This window comes from Streptococcus sp. KHUD_014, assembly GCF_051106275.1.
GTDB lineage: Bacteria > Bacillota > Bacilli > Lactobacillales > Streptococcaceae > Streptococcus.
Window position 1 is genome coordinate 365,062 of record NZ_CP193666.1, and the last position, 17,296, is coordinate 382,357.

General features: G+C 40.9%; 14 protein-coding genes. 9 read left to right on the top strand and 5 right to left on the bottom strand.

Annotated features, from left to right (window positions below; all coding sequences use genetic code 11):
• Positions 1-183: 183 nt before the first annotated feature.
• The 4 genes from folP to folK all read left to right on the top strand — a co-directional run bounded on the left by folP (position 184) and on the right by folK (position 3,955).
• Positions 184-1,128 carry a dihydropteroate synthase gene (gene folP, locus ACORHT_RS01910; protein WP_434350411.1) on the top strand — a complete coding sequence of 315 codons (945 nt, stop codon included), beginning with the start codon at positions 184-186 and terminating at the stop codon, positions 1,126-1,128.
• A 1-nt stretch (position 1,129) separates the two neighbouring features.
• Positions 1,130-2,428, top strand: coding sequence for a bifunctional folylpolyglutamate synthase/dihydrofolate synthase (locus ACORHT_RS01915; RefSeq protein ID WP_434350412.1), 1,299 nt, complete (start codon positions 1,130-1,132; stop codon positions 2,426-2,428).
• Position 2,429: 1 nt separating this feature from the next.
• A complete protein-coding gene (gene folE, locus ACORHT_RS01920) occupies positions 2,430-2,984 on the top strand; it encodes a GTP cyclohydrolase I FolE (RefSeq protein ID WP_434350413.1) in 555 nt (184 codons plus the stop codon).
• A 158-nt stretch (positions 2,985-3,142) separates the two neighbouring features.
• Positions 3,143-3,955 carry a 2-amino-4-hydroxy-6-hydroxymethyldihydropteridine diphosphokinase gene (gene folK / locus ACORHT_RS01925; RefSeq protein ID WP_434350414.1) on the top strand — a complete coding sequence of 271 codons (813 nt, stop codon included), beginning with the start codon at positions 3,143-3,145 and terminating at the stop codon, positions 3,953-3,955.
• Between the two features lie 44 nt (positions 3,956-3,999).
• Here folK and ACORHT_RS01930 read toward each other — a convergent pair whose 3' ends face one another.
• Positions 4,000-4,317 (bottom strand): DUF960 domain-containing protein, encoded by a 318-nt coding sequence (locus ACORHT_RS01930; RefSeq protein ID WP_075231980.1) that lies wholly within the window; start codon positions 4,315-4,317, stop codon positions 4,000-4,002.
• 207 nt (positions 4,318-4,524) lie between these two features.
• On the opposite strand from ACORHT_RS01930, the gene ccpA reads away from it, so the two are divergent.
• Positions 4,525-5,532: a catabolite control protein A gene (gene ccpA, locus ACORHT_RS01935; RefSeq protein WP_075228829.1), complete on the top strand. Its 1,008-nt coding sequence runs from the start codon at positions 4,525-4,527 to the stop codon at positions 5,530-5,532.
• Between the two features lie 257 nt (positions 5,533-5,789).
• On the opposite strand, the gene ACORHT_RS01940 is transcribed toward ccpA, so the two are convergent.
• Entirely contained in the window at positions 5,790-6,752 is a 963-nt protein-coding gene (locus tag ACORHT_RS01940) for an asparaginase (protein ID WP_434350415.1), read from the bottom strand.
• Between the two features lie 67 nt (positions 6,753-6,819).
• On the opposite strand from ACORHT_RS01940, the gene ACORHT_RS01945 reads away from it, so the two are divergent.
• On the top strand, positions 6,820-8,211 hold the full coding sequence (locus ACORHT_RS01945; protein ID WP_434350416.1) for a Cof-type HAD-IIB family hydrolase: 1,392 nt from the start codon (positions 6,820-6,822) through the stop codon (positions 8,209-8,211).
• Between the two features lie 147 nt (positions 8,212-8,358).
• Here the strand turns inward: ACORHT_RS01945 and ACORHT_RS01950 are convergent, their stop codons facing one another.
• Positions 8,359-8,811, bottom strand: a complete 453-nt coding sequence (locus tag ACORHT_RS01950; RefSeq protein ID WP_075228826.1) for a universal stress protein — start codon at positions 8,809-8,811, stop codon at positions 8,359-8,361.
• A 147-nt stretch (positions 8,812-8,958) separates the two neighbouring features.
• Between ACORHT_RS01950 and ACORHT_RS01955 the strand changes: the two genes are divergently transcribed.
• From ACORHT_RS01955 to ACORHT_RS01965, 3 genes are all read left to right on the top strand, one after another.
• Complete coding sequence (locus ACORHT_RS01955; protein WP_434350417.1) at positions 8,959-9,798, top strand: metallophosphoesterase family protein; 840 nt, start codon at positions 8,959-8,961, stop codon at positions 9,796-9,798.
• A gap of 71 nt (positions 9,799-9,869) precedes the next feature.
• Complete coding sequence (locus ACORHT_RS01960) at positions 9,870-10,307, top strand: Rrf2 family transcriptional regulator (RefSeq protein ID WP_434350418.1); 438 nt, start codon at positions 9,870-9,872, stop codon at positions 10,305-10,307.
• 68 nt (positions 10,308-10,375) lie between these two features.
• Positions 10,376-11,395 carry a YdcF family protein gene (locus ACORHT_RS01965; RefSeq protein WP_434350419.1) on the top strand — a complete coding sequence of 340 codons (1,020 nt, stop codon included), beginning with the start codon at positions 10,376-10,378 and terminating at the stop codon, positions 11,393-11,395.
• Positions 11,396-11,503: 108 nt separating this feature from the next.
• Here ACORHT_RS01965 and ACORHT_RS01970 read toward each other — a convergent pair whose 3' ends face one another.
• Together ACORHT_RS01970 and ACORHT_RS01975 are read right to left on the bottom strand one after the other, a co-directional pair.
• A complete protein-coding gene (locus ACORHT_RS01970) occupies positions 11,504-15,190 on the bottom strand; it encodes a pullulanase (RefSeq protein ID WP_434350420.1) in 3,687 nt (1,228 codons plus the stop codon).
• A gap of 431 nt (positions 15,191-15,621) precedes the next feature.
• Positions 15,622-17,091 (bottom strand): M protein trans-acting positive regulator PRD domain-containing protein, encoded by a 1,470-nt coding sequence (locus ACORHT_RS01975; protein WP_434350421.1) that lies wholly within the window; start codon positions 17,089-17,091, stop codon positions 15,622-15,624.
• Positions 17,092-17,296: the final 205 nt, after the last annotated feature.

Here is a 17,296-nt window from a genome sequence, read left to right on the forward strand (position 1 = left end):
AACTGTGCGGAGGTGGGACGACGAAATCGAATTCTAACGAATTACCGATTTCTGTCCCACTCTCTTTTTTTGCGCTCTTTTGTAGTCTTAATGATATTAAGGAATTGAAAGATAATTGGACAGAATCCAAAAAAAACAGTAAAATAGAGAGATACCAATCTAAATGAAAATTGAGAGACTAGTGTGATAAAAAGAGAGAATCTTAGAAAAACATCTATTTGTGGAATTATCAATGTCACCCCAGATTCTTTTTCTGACGGGGGCCAATTTTTTGCTATTGAGGAAGCCTTGAAGCAGGCTAGAAAATTGATAGCTGAAGGAGCCACTATCTTAGATATCGGTGGGGAATCCACTCGACCTGGAAGTAGCTATGTTGAGATTGAAGAGGAAATCCAACGTGTGGTTCCAGTGATTAAGGCTATCCGTCAAGAAAGTGATGTTCTGATTTCGGTAGACACTTGGAAAAGTCAGGTTGCAGAAGCAGCTCTAAAGGCTGGGGCCCATATAGTCAATGACATTACAGGTCTTATGGGGGATGAGAAGATGGCAGAGGTGGTTGCCAGGGCTGGAGCTCAGGTGGTTATCATGTTCAATCCAGTCATGGCACGCCCTCAGCACCCTAGTTCACTCATATTTCCTCATTTTGGATTTAATCAAGCTTTTACAGAGGAAGAGTTAGCTGACTTTGAAAAAATGACAATCGAAGAGTTGATGGAGGATTTCTTTGACAGAGCTTTAGCGAGAGCGAATCAAGCTGGAATCGCACAAGAAAACATCATGTTGGACCCAGGAATTGGCTTTGGTCTGACCAAGAAAGAAAATCTGCTTCTTTTACGGGACTTGGATAAACTACATCAGAAGGGCTATCCAATCTTTCTTGGAGTTTCCCGCAAGAGATTCGTCATCAATATCCTCGAAGAAAACGGCTTTGAAGTCAATCCAGATACAGAAGCTGGCTTCCGCAATCGTGATATTGCTTCGGCTCATGTGACCAGCATTGCTGCTAGACAAGGTGTGAAAGTGGTGCGCGTGCATGATGTAGCCAGTCACAAGATGGCAGTCGAAATTGCATCAGCCATCCGTCTGGCAGACCATGCGGAAAATTTAGATTTGAAACAATATAAATAAGATGAATAAAAACGAAACGAACCAGTGGATAGCAAACTACCGAACAGATCAACCGCATTTTGGTCTGGAGAGGATGGTGGAGCTATTAGCTTTACGTGGTAATCCCCATCTCAAACTCAAGGTCATCCATATTGGTGGAACCAATGGTAAGGGCTCTACTATAGCCTTTTTGAAGAATTTGTTGGAAAAGATGGGGCTGAGAATTGGTGTTTTCAGCTCGCCCTATCTCATTCATTACACAGACCAGATTAGCATCAATGGGGAATCTATCCCAGAAGCGAGACTAGAAGCTCTCATGGTGGACTATCAGTCTTTGCTTGAGGGAGAATCGGCCGCTAATTTACAGGGCACAACCGAGTTTGAGATTATCACAGCCATAGCCTATGACTACTTTGCCTCAGAGCAAGTAGATGTGGCCATCATGGAAGTTGGCATGGGTGGACTTTTAGATAGTACCAATATTTGCCAGCCAATTTTAACAGGCATCACGACGATTGGATTGGATCATGTAGCCCTACTTGGTGACACCTTGGAAGCCATAGCAGAGCAGAAAGCTGGTATTATCAAACAAGGAGTTCCTCTAGTGACAGGACACATTGTCCCAGAAGCCTTGTCGGTTATTGACCAGATTGCGAAAGCGAAACAAGCTCCTAGGATTGCTTATGGGGAAGATTATCAAGTTAGCCATCAAGAGAGTGTGGAGACGGGCGAAATCTTTGATTATTCAAGCTCAGTCAGACAAGGTCGTTTCCAAACAGGATTGCTTGGTTTGCACCAGATAGAGAATGCAGGGATGGCCTTAGCTTTACTTGATACTTTTTGTAAAGAAGATGGTCGAGAACTAGCAAGCAATGACTTGCTTGCTCAAGCTTTGGAAGAAACAAGATGGCCAGGTCGTTTGGAAGTTGTGTCGAGAGCCCCCTTGATGATCTTGGATGGAGCCCATAATCCCCATGCTATCAAGGCCTTGTTGGCTACCTTGAAAGAACGCTTTACGGACTATCAGAAGGAAATCCTCTTTACTTGTATCAAAACCAAGGCCTTGGAGGATATGTTAGACTTATTAGAGACTTTGCCAGATACTGAACTGACCCTCACTCACTTTGAGGATAGTCGGGCGACGGATGAAAAAATCTTGAAAGAGCTAGCTGATTCTAGAAATCTCAACTACCAAGATTGGCAAGAATTTCTAGACCAAAAATTATCAGAAAATGAAGAGAAAAAAACAGTTAGGATAGTCACGGGTTCCTTGTATTTCTTGAGCCAAGTGAGAGCCTATCTGATGGAGAGGAAAAATTAGAATGGATACACAAAAGATTGAAGAAGCTGTAAAAATGATTATCGAGGCAGTTGGTGAGGATGCAAATCGTGAAGGTTTGCAGGAAACACCTGCCCGTGTTGCTCGTATGTACCAAGAGATTTTTTCAGGTCTTGGGCAAACTGCTGAAGAGCACCTGTCAAAATCCTTTGAGATTATCGATGACAATATGGTAGTGGAAAAGGATATCTTTTTCCATACCATGTGTGAACACCACTTTTTACCATTTTATGGTCGAGCTCATATTGCCTATATCCCAGATGGCCGTGTTGCAGGCTTATCAAAGTTAGCTCGTACGGTGGAAGTCTACTCTAAAAAGCCACAGATTCAAGAGCGTTTGAATATTGAAGTGGCTGATGCCTTGATGGAGTATTTGGGAGCCAAGGGAGCCTTCGTTGTCATTGAAGCAGAACATATGTGTATGAGTATGCGCGGTGTTCGAAAACCAGGAACTGCAACCTTGACAGCAGTGGCTCGTGGTCTATTTGAGACAGATAAGGATCTTCGTGATCAGGCTTATCGTTTAATGGGACTATAATACTCTTCGAAAATCAAATTCAAACCACGTCAGCTTCCATCTGCAACCTCAAAACAGTGTTTTGAGCAGACTGCGGCTAGCTTCCTAGTTTGCACTTTGATTTTCATTGAGTATAAAAAAAATCCGCGTTAAGCGGATTTTTCTAGAAAGGACTAGTTATGGATCAACTGCTAATTAAAGACCTAGAAATTTTCGCCTTTCATGGACTTTTTCCTAGTGAGAAGGAACTGGGGCAGAAGTTTGTCGTTTCAGCCATCCTATCCTATGATATGACCAAGGCTGCGACAGACTTGGATTTAACTGCTTCTGTCCATTACGGAGAACTTTGCCAGAAATGGACGACATGGTTTCAGGAAAATACTGAAGACTTGATTGAAACAGTAGCCTACAAACTAGTAGAGCGTACTTTTGAGACTTACCCTCTCGTTCAAGAGATTGAGCTGGAACTAAAAAAACCTTGGGCACCTATCCATCTACCGCTGGATACTTGTTCAGTAACCATCCACCGTCGCAAGCAGCGTGCCTTTATTGCCTTGGGCAGTAATATGGGGGATAAAAAGGCTAATCTCCAGCAAGCGATTGACCAAATGCAAGCTCGCGGGATTCGTATTCTCAAAGAGTCCAGTGTGATTACAACTGATCCATGGGGCGGTGTAGAGCAAGATAGTTTTGTCAATCAGGTTATTGAAGTGGAAACCTGGTTGCCTGCTCCAATCTTGCTAGAAACCTTGTTGGCCATTGAGTCAGAGATGGGACGGATCAGAGAGGTGCATTGGGGACCTCGCTTGATTGACCTAGATTTGCTCTTTGTAGAGGACCAGATCATCTATACAGACGACCTCATCTTGCCCCATCCTTATATCGCTGAGCGACTCTTTGTCTTAGAGTCTCTGCAGGAAATTGCACCTCATTTCATCCATCCAGTCTTGGGACAACCAATTCGTCACTTGTATCAAGAATTAAAAAAATAAGAAAACTCTAGTTTCCGAAGTATTTACAGAGGAGACTAGAGTTTTTAAAATAGATCATTTTCTTCAGGGAGGAGAATAGTTTCCTTGCCATCCATATCTAGCACCAGAACTTTTGGTGGGTAGAGTGGATCAAAGGGATGATTAAAATCAAAGTCAATCGTAGTCGGAAGGTGTTGACTTGAAAAACGGAAGGTGATGGAACCATCATTGTTCAAAAGTCGAAATTCGAGCTCATCTTCTAGTTCAAAAACATGTTTTAAAAAATGATCAATAATATACCAGATAGAGTCGATAACATCATCGGGTAGATTGGTCACAACACCGAAACTGGCGCACCGTCTATGGGAATCTGTAAAAGCCATCCATTTCTCCTGATTGATTTTTTTATTATCATACTGCAAACTGCTAGAAAAATCAAGAAAAGTCAACTGCTTTTAAAAAGTTGTGAATGTTTTTGAAACTTTTTTTCAAAGTTTCTTCATCAAATGCTTGAAAATGCTTACAAGAAGTGGTAGAATGAAAATAGTGGAATCATGAAAACAAAATTTTCAAAGTAGAAAGGAAACGGAATGAATACAGATGATACAGTAACAATTTATGACGTTGCCCGAGAAGCAGGAGTGTCAATGGCGACTGTTAGTCGTGTTGTTAATGGCAATAAGAACGTCAAGGAAAACACTCGCAAGAAGGTTTTAGAGGTCATCGACCGTCTTGATTATCGTCCAAATGCAGTAGCACGTGGTCTAGCAAGCAAGAAAACGACAACAGTTGGAGTCGTCATTCCAGATATCACAAATACTTATTTCTCTACCCTTGCTAAAGGGATTGATGATATCGCGGAAATGTACAAATACAACATCGTCCTTGCCAATAGTGACGAAGATGATGAGAAGGAAGTATCTGTAGTCAATACTCTTTTTTCTAAACAGGTGGATGGCGTTATCTTCATGGGTTATCATTTGACTGAGAAGATTCGCTCAGAGTTTTCACGCTCACGTACTCCTGTGGTTCTCGCGGGGACAGTGGATGTGGAGCACCAACTTCCAAGTGTCAATATTGACTATAAACATGCTACTGTTGATGCAGTCCGCCACCTCTTGAAACGAAATAAAAAAATTGCTTTTATTAGTGGACCATTAGTGGATGACATCAACGGGAAAATTCGCTTGGCTGGTTATAAAGATGCTTTGAAAGAAGCGGGAATCAACTACAGTGAAGGTCTTGTTTTTGAATCAAAATACCGTTATGACGATGGTTACGCCTTGGCAGAACGTTTGATTTCTTCCAAAGCAACAGCAGCGATTGTAACAGGCGATGAATTAGCGGCAGGTGTTTTGAACGGTCTTTCTGATAAAGGAATTTCTGTACCAGAAGAGTTCGAAATTATCACCAGTGATGATTCACAAATCGCGCGCTACACTCGTCCAAACCTAACAACCATTGCTCAACCTTTGTATGACCTAGGTGCCATTAGTATGCGTATGTTGACTAAGATTATGCACAAGGAAGAGTTAGAAGAACGTGAAGTTCTCCTACCACATGGTTTGATTGAACGCCGTTCAACTCGAAAAGAATAAGAAAAAGAGGTCGGGATTTTATATCTCGACCTCGATTTTTAGTAGCAAAATTTTTTGGTCAATAGTTCAAGCATCAAGTTGATGGTTGAAGAGTCTCGGAGTGGACTAGAAAACAAGACGTGGTCTAGTAATTTCTATCTCACCGACTTTTTTATACTCAATGAAAATCAAAGAGCAAACTAGGAAACTAGCCGCAGGCTGTACTTGAGTACGGCAAGGCGACGTTGACGAGGTTTGAATTTGATTTTCGAAGAGTATTATCCTTCCATATAGGCTCGTAATTCCTCTCCTGTGAGGCCAGCATTGATAGCAATGAGGAGTTTGAGACGGGCTTTTTGAGCATTGAGCTCTTTGACAAAAAATACACCAGCATTTTGCAGACAAACGCCTCCACCTTCATAGGCATATACAGGCTCAGCGATACCATTAAAACAACGAGAAACCAAGGCAATGGGAAGCCCTGCTTGGATAAGGGTGTTTAATTTTCGAGATGTTTCCTTAGGAACATTTCCAGCACCGAAAGCCTGAATGATGAGACCATCCAGTTGATCGACAGGCAGTAAATCAAGGAGTTCTTCTGTCATGCCAGCATAAACAGGGATGATGGGCACCAAACCTTGGATGCTACCTAAATCAAAACGGACACGAGGTTCTGCAGTTTTAAAATAGAGAATTTCTTGCTTCATGATGAGACCTAGTGGGCCATGGGTCGGTGTTTGGAAGGTTCCGACATTCGTGGTATGGGTCTTAGTGACATACTTGGCAGCGTGAATTTCGTCATTCATCACGACCAGTACCCCCTTATCAGCGGTCTTGTCATCACTTGCAACACGTAAGGCGCTGAGATAGTTGTAGACACCATCACTTCCTAGTTCATTGGAGCTTCTCATAGCTCCGGTCAATACGATGGGAATGTGAGGGATCTCCATCGTGTCTAGGAAATAAGCCGTTTCCTCGAGGGTGTCGGTACCGTGTGTGATGACAACACCATCAAAATTCTTTGCTTCTTGCTTGATTTTGTGATAGAGAGCCAGCATGTGTTTGGGTTTGATATGAGGACTGGGTAAATTTAAAAAATCCAAAGCATGGACTTGGATTCCCTCTAAGGGGTTTGAGACATGATTCATAGGGTTATCTGCACTAGTTCTAACAGCTCCTGAGTCATCTGCTTGCATGGAAATAGTGCCACCTGTGTGTAAAACGAGGATTTTCTTAGTCATGATTCACTCACTTTTTCTGAAATAATGGTATAATCATTGTATCATAAAAGAAAGGAATGAGATAGTCATGGAAGTCAAAGCTGTTTTTTTTGATATAGATGGAACATTAGTCAATGATCGAAAGAGTGTTTTGAAATCCACTAAAGAAGCCATCAAGATTGTGAAGGACCAGGGGGTTCTTGTTGGGGTAGCGACCGGACGAGGACCATTTTTTGTTAAGGATTTGATGGATGATTTGGATCTGGATTTTGCAGTTACCTACAATGGCCAATATATCTTTAACAAAGAACGTGTACTTTTTGCAAGTCCGATTGATAAACGAAGTCTAAGACAAGTCATTGCATACGCTAAGGAAAATAGAAAAGAAATCGCTATGGGGACGAGACAAGATGTGATTGGCTCTCGGATTATGTCCTTTGGGTTAAGTCCTTTGTCCCAGCTAGTGAGTCGCTTTGTTCCTAAGTTTTTGACTCGAACAGTCAGTCATTCCTTTAATCGTATGGTCAGTAAGGCCCTTCCTCAAAAGGAAGCTGATTTGCTTGATTTGATTAACCAACCCATCTACCAGGTGCTTATGTTGATGACACCTGAGGAGACAAACCATGCTGCTGAAGCATTAAATCATTTGAAATTTACCAGAAGTAATCCATTCGCGGCCGATATTATCAATCAAGGAAATTCTAAGTTAGAGGGTATCCGTCGTGTCGGGAAAGAGTATGGTTTTGATCTCAACCAAGTCATGGCTTTTGGAGACTCGGATAATGACTTGGAAATGTTGGCAGGCGTTGGAATGTCTGTTGCCATGGGAAATGGTAGTAGTAGCGTAAAAGAAGTTGCCAAGCATATTACTGCCAGCAACCAAAACGATGGGATTCACAAGGCTTTGGAATATTTTGGAGTTTTGTCTTCTGAAAAAGTCTTTGTCAGTCGTGACTATCATTTTAACAAGGTTAAAACTTTCCATCATATGATGGACGAGCGAACTCAAGAAGAACCAATAGCTTGGGATTTAGAAGGGGCGACCCACCGTGCTGGCTTTAAGATTGAAGAATTGGTAGAGTTTGTTCGTGCCTCTAGCAACTCAGACGAGGATTTTCAAGCAGCGGTTGCAGAGATGCATCAAGCCTTGGATAAGGCTGCAACAAAAGTTTCAAAAAAAATTCCAGCCAAGCAGGATTTGATAGGGCAGGTAGATGCCTTGATTGATACTCTGTATTTTACTTATGGAAGTTTTGTATTGATGGGTGTGGATCCAGAACGTATTTTTGAAATTGTCCATCAGGCCAATATGGGCAAGGTTTTCCCAGATGGTAAGGCCCACTTTGATCCAGTAACTCATAAAATTCTTAAACCTGATGATTGGGAGGAGAAATATGCTCCAGAACCAGCTATTAAAAAGGAAATTGAGCGACAGATAAAGGCCTATGAACGCCATAAGGAAAGAGAAAATAAAAAATAGGATGTGGCTAGAGAAAATGCTGTTTTCGTATAAGGGACTTTTTGGAGTCTGAAAGACCAATAAAAAGACCACTCATCTACTGCATCAAAAGGAACTTTTATAAAAAACGAGGTCGGGATTTGTCCCGACCTCTTGTCTTTCTATTAATTATAAAGTTTTATCCTTATCTCTAACGACGAGGAGATCAACGCTGGTATGGCGTAAAATGTACTCAGATGAAGAACCAACTAGGAGACGTTCAAAGGCATTGAGTCCTGTTGCTCCGACTAAAATCAAGTCAACATGTTCTTCTTCAGGGATGGTTTTAGCCAAGAGGGTCTTAGGATTGCCCATTTCAATGACCAGCTGAATGTCTGTGACTCCAGCGTCTTTTGCACGCTTTTCGTATTCTGCCATCAAGTTTTGAGCTTCAAGTTGTAGTTCTTCATAAACTTCAGCATCAAATGTTGAAACACTTTGAAGGGCACGAGTATCAATCACATGGGCAAGGGTTAATTTTCCTTGGTTACGTAGGGTGATCTGTACTCCCTTGACAAAGGCAAGATCAGCTTCTTTAGAACCATCGATAGCGACCATGATATTTTCATAACGTTGTGTCATAGCAAAAACCTCCTAACATTTTGTCACCTTCATTGTAACCCTTTTCACTAAAAAAGTAAAGTAAAAAACGATGGAAAAGGAAGTAGGTTTTGATTTTAGATAGGCGTTTGGTATAATGAAAACAGAAATAAATCAAGAGGACTCGTCATGACAAAAATTGCAGTACTATCAGATATACACGGAAATACAACTGCTTTGGAGGCTGTGCTAGAAGATGCTCAAACGGCAGGAGTTGATGAATATTGGCTCTTGGGAGATATCCTGATGCCAGGAACAGGACGGAAACAGATGCTTCAACGCTTGGAAGCTTTACCGATCACAGTGCGAATCCTTGGGAATTGGGAAGATAGTCTTTGGCGAGCCTGTCATCGTCAGTTAGATGAAAGCAGACCGAGCCATCGCTACCTCTTGCGCCAGTGTCAGTATATCATGGAAGAAATTAGTAGCCAGGAGATTGAGGCACTGCAGGACTATCCTTTGCAAGTGCATCGTCAGTTTGGTAATCTGAAGCTAGGGATTAGCCATCACTTGCCTGATAAAAACTGGGGAAGAGAACTGATCCATCTTGGCAAGCAGGAGGATTTTGACCGTTTGGTAACCAATCCAGATTGCGATATTGCCATTTATGGTCATATCCATCAGCAGTTACTTCGCTATGGTAGTGGTGGCCAGCTTATCCTGAATCCAGGTTCGATTGGGCAGCCCTTCTTTTTATCTGAGAATTTACGCAAAGACTTGCGGGCCCAATACATGATCTTAGAATTTGACGAAAAAGGTTTAAAAGATGCTGATTTTCGTCGTGTCGATTATGATATTGAGGCAGAATTACAGCTAGCCAAAGACTTACAATTACCCTACTATCAAGTCTACTATGAGAGCTTAGTTAATGGGATTCACCATACCCACAATCAGGACTTGTTGCACGAAATCGCTCAGAGTCAAGGACATGATGTTGAATTGGATGACTGGCTTAGTGGTAACTCTTGACATTACAACTAGAAGAGATATAATAAACTTAAGAAAAGAAGGAACTAATCTGACGAAAAAAGGAGAAGAGGATGCAAATTTCAAGCCGATTTACCATTGCGACTCATATATTGGTAATCATTGCCCTAAAAGGGAAGGAAAGCAAGGTGACTAGTGATTTTCTAGCTAGTAGTGTTGGAGTCAATCCTGTTATTATCCGAAAAACTTTGTCCCAACTGAAAAAAGCAGACTTGATTTCCGTTGCGCGTGGAACTGGAGGGGCAGAGATTATCAAAAATCTTGAGGATATCAGTCTTTTGGATATTTATCAAGCGGTCGAATGCCTTGGAAAAACTGGACAACTCTTTAGTTTTCATGATAATCCCAATCCAGCCTGTCCAGTAGGAGCTAACATCCATGGTGTTTTAGATGAGAAATTACAAAAGATTCAGCTAGCCATGGAGCAGGAGTTGGGTCAAACTAGCCTTGCTCAAGTAGTGGCAGATGCAGAGAGTAGGATAGAAGGATAAGAGGACCTTAGATCCTCTTTTTCTATGTGGATAATGATGATAAAATAGAATCATTAAATGAGGAAGAAATGTATCTCGTTATAGGAATTGTATTAGCCTTTATCCTGTCATTTTGGAAGGATAATAGAAGTTTGTGGAATCCAGTACTATTCTTATTATCCCTCACTTCAAGTTATTTTTATCTATCCTACCTTTTTTATAAAAACGGTTATGAGAATGTTCAGCTTGCTTTCTATGGAGTAGCCTTTGTTTTACTCCCCTTGTTGCTTTTTCTAAGTGGTATCTTTTTAATCTATAATGGTGTTATCCTGCTGAAGCGTGAGGGACGTTCAAAGGCCAATTATCTCTCCATGCTTCTTGGGATAGTCATTTTGGTATTTTTTGCTTTGATGTTATTTCGCTTTGGAGATAGAGACGCTTTATTTGCCACCAATCACTTTCTAAGCATTTTATTTGTATTCATTTTCTATTCTTATCTTATTTTTGGTTTTGCTTTTGCAGGATTTATGCTGTACTCTATCTTGTATCTCTTTATTCCTAAGAAGAAGCATTATGATTTTATTATCATTCATGGTGCTGGTTTATTAGGCGGAGAAAAGGTAACACCTTTGCTAAAGAGGAGAATTGATAAGGCAGTAGAAGCTTACCACAAGTCTAAGAATCCTCATATCAAAATCATAGCCAGCGGTGGACAAGGGGCGGACGAAAAGATTTCTGAGGCCCAAGCGATTACAAACTATCTGCTTACGGAGACAGATGTCCCCCGTGATGCGATTATCCTGGAGGACCAGTCAAGAACGACCTATGAGAATCTTCTTTATTCCAAAGAGATTGGTGAGAAACTGGTAGCTAAACCTCAATTTCTCTTTGTGACCAATGATTATCATGTCTTTAGAACTAGTACCTATGCTCGCAAGCTAAAAATAAAAGGTGATGGTCTAGGTTGTCGGACAGCGGGCTACTACATTCCATCAGCCTTTATCCGTGAATTTGTAGCTCTATGTGTGAAATTGAAGTGGCTCTTTATGTTCTTCTATGGATTATTATTCCTAGCTCTTCTTTTATCCTATAAGGGAATTCTTTGGTAATAAAATTCTCTATTTTAACTCGCTAATGTAAAAAAGCAAGAATTTTTTAGTTCTTGCTTTTTTATTGATTATTTGTAACGTGCTGTTTTAGTGAAGCCTATAGCCCTATTATTTCTCTTTTTTCTTTAGGAAACTTCCAAGTCCTAGGAATGTGAGGAGACCAATTCCTGCAAGAACAAGAGGTGATTTGTTTTCAGTACCTGTGTTTGGCAGGACTTTTTGAGACAGAGTCTCTACAACAGTTTCTTGAGTTTTAGGTTTTGCAGCTAGGTTTTGGGCTTGACTTTGGTCGGTTTCCAAGCTAGAAAGATCAAACTCAGGTTTTTCTTCCACAGCTGGAGCGACAATTGCACCACCTTGAGAGATTCGAAGAACAGTAGCTGTAAGGGCATTTAATTTCAAGCCTTTTTCAGTCCATTTGAGACCTTGAGGGTTGGCAATTCCTACTGGTCCTGCTTGGTTTTCATCAGCCAAGACTTGAGCATTTCTCAAGTGAGCAAAGGCAGTTCCTAAATTAAATTCGCGAGCTTTTTCGTCCGCATTGACAAAGACTGCGTAGATATCACCGTTTGGAGCAGTAATTTGGTAGCCAATTACTACATCCTCTTTCTCCACACCATTTTGACCTGGAACAGTGATGAGGTGTACACGGTTTTTGATATCTTGGAGACTCTTAAGTCGGAAGGCATCTGTAGATTGACGAAGAGCAATCAGTCCTTTCATGTAGTCACGGCTCTTGACATTTTCAGGATATGCTTTTTTATCTGTTGCCTTGGTCCAGTCAAACTTGTTGACAGCATCGCTAGAGTCATAAGAGTCATGGATGAAGTAAGGATAGACAAATGGATTGCCATCCTTATCACGCAACAAGTGAGATTTGTTTGGTTGTTTGTCTTCTGCTACAGGAGTCTTGTAGGCTGGGTCACGGAATTGTTTGGTACGTCCATATTCCTGACCAGAGTGGATAAATGGAGTTCCTTGAGCTGTTAAGACCATGAGGTTTCCAAGTCGCAAACGACGATGGATTTCCGCATAGTTTTCAGCCTTGCTTGGGTCTTTTTTGATAGATTGGGCGATGATGTCAAAGAGGGTCAAGTTATCATGGGCTGCGATGTATTGGATAACATCTCCAGGGCTGTCAGCTTCAAAGTTGGTTGGCTGAGCAATGAGATTTTTAAAGATGGTGTTTACATCACGCTTGCCACCTGTGATAAAGGCAGGTTGGCCTTCATTTGGATAACCTGACTTGAGGTTGTTACGGATGTCGTCTGAAAATACAGCGACAGTATCTGTGTGTTTCATCCAATCTTGGTCAGCAGCTTTAGTAGGCGTATTTTCATCACCAGCATAGGTTCTCCAACCTTCACCTAACATGATAAGGTTTGGATTGAGGGCGCGTGCAGCCTTGTAAGCTTCTTCGACAGAAGCTGCATCATGATCTCCCATCATATCGAAACGGAAACCATCCACTTTATAGGTTTCAACTAAATATTTAATAGAATCTACCATGACGCGTTTAGACATGTAGTGGGTTGTTCCTAGACGACCACCACCAAAGCTAGTACGAGGTGCTCCGTCTGCATCCATGAAGTGGTAGTAGTTTGGCTCAAGGTCTTCAAAGATATCGACATTGGCAGTATGGTTGTAAACTACGTCTAAGATAGCACCCATGCCACGTTTATGGATTTCGTTGACAAGGTTCTTAAATTCTGCGATACGTTTTTCTGGATCCTTAGGATTGCTTGAGTACATACCAGTCAATGAGAAGTAGTTTTGAGGATCATAACCCCAGTTGTAGTTGCTATCGCTTGAAGCATAGGCAGACAAACGTTCTTGGTTTTTCAATTCATTAACATAGTAGTAAGACAAGACTGGAAGGAGCTGGATATGAGTCACGCCCAAGTCTTTGAGGTAGTCTAGTTTTTCGATAAAGGCTTCAAAGGTACCAAATGGTTTAGTCAAATCTTTTGCGATGGCAGGATCTGAAGTGAAGTCGCGAACATGTGCCTCGTAGATGACAGCATCCTCACGTGATTTGAAGTTGCGAATCTTCCCATAGGTCAAGTCTTGTGGACCTAGTTTTGATGGGTCCACAAAGGCAGCTTTAGCAACTTTATGGGCAGGGTCTGTTTTTGCTAGATCGCTATTCCAAGCTGCCAGTGATTTGGCATAAGGGTCAAGAACGAGGACAGTTTTACCTTGGCGTTCGATTTGGTAGTGGTAGTAGTAGCCAGTGTAGTTGCTGATGCCAAGTCCTGAATTCTCATCCAGAGTTTGTTTCCAGGTTCCTTTTTCTCCTTTTTTAAGATCGACGGTTCCAACAACTTTTTCAGGGTCCTTCTTGTCGTAGACGACAACGGAAACTTTATCAGCACTTGGAGACCAGAGAGTCAAATCAACACGTTTGCCATCTTCTTTTAGAGTTGCACCGAGTGGGCCATCGTAACTATAAGTCTCGTCTTTGAGACGCCAGCTTGAACGAGTTGTAAAACGGTCTGAATCGTAGGCAACGGTGTAAGGGTTTTGAGTGTCAGAAAAATCACCGATGTAGGTTACCTTCTTACCTGCTTCATCAATTGTAACATCGGAGATAGCCACTTTATTCCCTTGGTGGTCAGTGATGTTGGAATGTTTAAGGATGTCTTCTTTTTTAGCCCCAACCAAGGTAGAAAAACTGCTCTCAATACGAGATTTAGCCACATGTTGGGCACCAGTCATACGGATGTCGTGTACATAGTAAGGGTTGGTGTAGATGGTTTCGTCATCATCCTTAAGGAAGATTTGACTGTGGTTTTTCAGGTCAGTAAATTTATAATCTTCTTTTCTGATTTTCACATCATCGCCTTTCTTGCTCTCATCTAATAGTAAAAATCCAAATTCTCTTGCGGCTTCATTGAGCGGAATATCGATATAGCGTCCGTGTTTTCCACTTGCAGTAAAGTCTGTACCGTCAGGCCATTCACCATTGCTTGGATTCTTGACATCACCCCAGTACCAGAGAGATTTCTTGTCATAGTTGCCATCGGTGCGGAAATAGTTGACGCGGATCGTTCCCGCTGGCTGAGGTTGGTAGTTGTGGACTTTGTAGTCCTCATCTAGCCAAGCTTCATTCATCTTTGGAGAGAGGCGCTCTACTGAACGATCTCCAGTAAGGTTGTCCCCTTTTGTATTGTTGATGAGGAAGCTGAGTTTCTTGGCTTGTTCATTTTTTAGTTTAACATCTAGGTAGTAGCCGTAGTCGTCTTTCTTGGCATCTTTGAAGGACTGGGCGCCATTTGGCCAGTTCTCAGATGGTTTTTCAACATCGTCCCAAGTCCAAAGACCTTGCGAATCTTGGTTTTCTTGAGGAAGTTTTTTGACGTGGATGCGGAAGTAGTTGTCTGCGATTGGGGTTTCAGATACAGTGTCTGCTAGCGAAGCTTTCTCAGCAGCTAGACTTGATACTTCTGTTTTCTCGTCTTTGTTGTTTGGAAGGCTTGGAGTAGCTTCAGTTGTAGTTGTTTCAGAAACTGCTACTGGTTCAGATGTTTTAGACTCTAGGGAAGCGTTTGCATCTTTGTGGCCCAAAATAGGCGTTTTTTCCTCAGCTTGGCTGGTTTCTGTAGTAGCTGGGTTCGCACTAATAGCGCTTACATTTTCTTGCGTGCCAAGACTAGTTTCAGCTGCAGATACAGAAGGTGCTGTTAGGGCAAGGAGGATAAAGCTTGCTCCAATAAGGACAGAGCCAGTTCCGTTTTTCAGAGAACGGATACTGTAAACCATTTTTTTATCTGGTTGAGATGACGTGTTTTTCATAGACACTCTCCTATCATTTATTTCTATCCTAGTATAGCATGGAGTAAAATTTTATGCAATCGTTTTCTTTTATTTTGTAGAAAAGAAATGTGACTCTGTGAAAAATCATACTCACGTAAAATCAATACGGTTTTTTGTTGATAGCCTACTAAAGAAATATCATAGTCTAAGCATAAACTTTGAAATGTACCTACTAATCAATGGATCTGACTGTATTTTAGCAAAGCAAGGAAAAAGTTTTTAACTCGACATGAATATATAGGTTTACGCAACAAAAATTCGGCTATTTTGATTGTAAATGTGTATCAGTTTGAAGATAGATTCTAGCAAAGTTTTCTATAACAAAAACGCATAAGATCAAGTTATTTGAATACCTGATATTATGCGTTTTTATGTTTTGAAACTTATTTAGTTAGCTATAAAGCAAGTTTTTAAAGTTTAGTGAGGGAAAGAGTATTGAGCTCGTTAATGATTTGGAGATTTGACATACGGCTAACATTAATCAGTTTCGGATGAACCAATCCTTCAACATCAAAGTTTGTCAAAATGGCATCGTAATCAGCTTCCATGATTTCATCTACATTCAAAGTGTCTTTATCCCAAACCTCGTATTGGATGTTTTTTGAAGTGTGGTATTTATAAAGAGAAATGAGAGAGTAGGGATGGGCGAAGTCGAAGGAACTTAAAACGAGAACTCTAACCTTATTTTGACTTTCAAGGAGTTGGGGGATAAGATTGTCAGCGTGGGTAAAGAGGGTATAAACCAAATGGACTACAGTATGGATGTGGTCCTTTTGTCCCAGTGTAGATTTGTATCGCATCATTTCAAATACGGCTGCTTCGTAAAAATCTGGGAAGATTGTTTGTAGCTTATTGAGGGAATTAGTTCTATTATGCGAAATAATGGACTCAGAGTTAATTTCTTGACGTTCTAGGAGAGCAGTGTTATGGATATGCCAGACTAGACGGTCAGTATTTTCAAAGTGGATTCCAAACTGACGGGTGAGGTTATCGAGTATATCACGAGCAGCGTGATAAGAGCGATTTGCTAGTTCATCCGTTTCACGAGCTGCCAATAAATCTTCAACGGTAAAGTAGAGCCCTGTCTGTGTATATGCATCAAAGAGTTGTTCTAGGGTTGTAGGGTCGATTGTAATTCCTAAAATTTCAGAGATAGGCTGGAGTTCTTCTTGAATGCTAGGAAGTTGCGCATAGATGGGAACCTCACTATGAGGTTTATTTGGGAAATTATTAAGATTGCCAGTTTTAAATCTTTGGAGGTTGACAGCTATTAGAGTTCTAATTTGAAACACATTGGCATAGTTGGCTGGAAATGCAGTTGCTTTTATAAAGAAAGCAACAAACTCCTCTAAGGCTTCTTTTGATTCTGAAAAAGGCCATTCATAATAACCGTAGGTTTCGTAGAAATATTGGGCAAAGAAAAAACGAATATCTCTCTCGTCTCCGATAATAGAGATGGGAGTAACCTTAAGTTTAAAGCGATAATTTGAATGAAGGAGGTTGTTGATTTCTGCGACTTTTTTTCGCAGAGATGGAAGAGAGATATCTAGTTTTTCAGCCAAGTGTTCATAGGTAAAGGGTGCATCTAGTAGGAAGAAGGCTTCTAAAACTTGGAAATTTGTAGATGTTTTTAGAAAATGACTATAGATATGCTCGATTCCCAAACCTTTATCATTGGTAAGCCGAATCCCAGCTGTCGAAGACTGGATATCAAAGTCGTTAAGAGCTTCACGCAGCTCCTTGATATCACTTTTCAAAATTCGAGTATTGGTGTCAAGGATTTCAGCGAGTTCATCCAAGTGAATCCAGTCAGGTTTTTCAAACAAATACTCTAAAATTTCGAGTTGTCTTTGATCTTTTTGAGCGAGTAATCCTCTCATGTGTGTTTCTCCTATACTTGTTATTGTTTTTCGTGATAATTTTAAATCAAGAAACATTATACCACAGGAATTTTGAAAATGCGAAAAAATTTGCTCAGAATTATGATTTTTAGAAACTTATCGTACATATAACCTTATTTAATTCAAAAAAAAAAAAAAACAAGAACATTCTTTGACTATTTTTTAAAGGTGTTGTATAATGAAT

Bases quoted from the DNA above. Each gene is read 5' to 3' on its own strand.
- ACORHT_RS01915 (WP_434350412.1), top strand. From the start codon at position 1,130: ATGAATAAAAACGAAACGAACCAGTGGATAGCAAACTACCGAACAGAT.
- folE (WP_434350413.1), top strand. From the start codon at position 2,430: ATGGATACACAAAAGATTGAAGAAGCTGTAAAAATGATTATCGAGGCA.
- folK (WP_434350414.1), top strand. From the start codon at position 3,143: ATGGATCAACTGCTAATTAAAGACCTAGAAATTTTCGCCTTTCATGGA.
- ACORHT_RS01930 (WP_075231980.1), bottom strand. From the start codon at position 4,317: ATGGCTTTTACAGATTCCCATAGACGGTGCGCCAGTTTCGGTGTTGTG.
- ccpA (WP_075228829.1), top strand. From the start codon at position 4,525: ATGAATACAGATGATACAGTAACAATTTATGACGTTGCCCGAGAAGCA.
- ACORHT_RS01940 (WP_434350415.1), bottom strand. From the start codon at position 6,752: ATGACTAAGAAAATCCTCGTTTTACACACAGGTGGCACTATTTCCATG.
- ACORHT_RS01945 (WP_434350416.1), top strand. From the start codon at position 6,820: ATGGAAGTCAAAGCTGTTTTTTTTGATATAGATGGAACATTAGTCAAT.
- ACORHT_RS01950 (WP_075228826.1), bottom strand. From the start codon at position 8,811: ATGACACAACGTTATGAAAATATCATGGTCGCTATCGATGGTTCTAAA.
- ACORHT_RS01955 (WP_434350417.1), top strand. From the start codon at position 8,959: ATGACAAAAATTGCAGTACTATCAGATATACACGGAAATACAACTGCT.
- ACORHT_RS01960 (WP_434350418.1), top strand. From the start codon at position 9,870: ATGCAAATTTCAAGCCGATTTACCATTGCGACTCATATATTGGTAATC.
- ACORHT_RS01965 (WP_434350419.1), top strand. From the start codon at position 10,376: ATGTATCTCGTTATAGGAATTGTATTAGCCTTTATCCTGTCATTTTGG.
- ACORHT_RS01970 (WP_434350420.1), bottom strand. From the start codon at position 15,190: ATGAAAAACACGTCATCTCAACCAGATAAAAAAATGGTTTACAGTATC.
- ACORHT_RS01975 (WP_434350421.1), bottom strand. From the start codon at position 17,091: ATGAGAGGATTACTCGCTCAAAAAGATCAAAGACAACTCGAAATTTTA.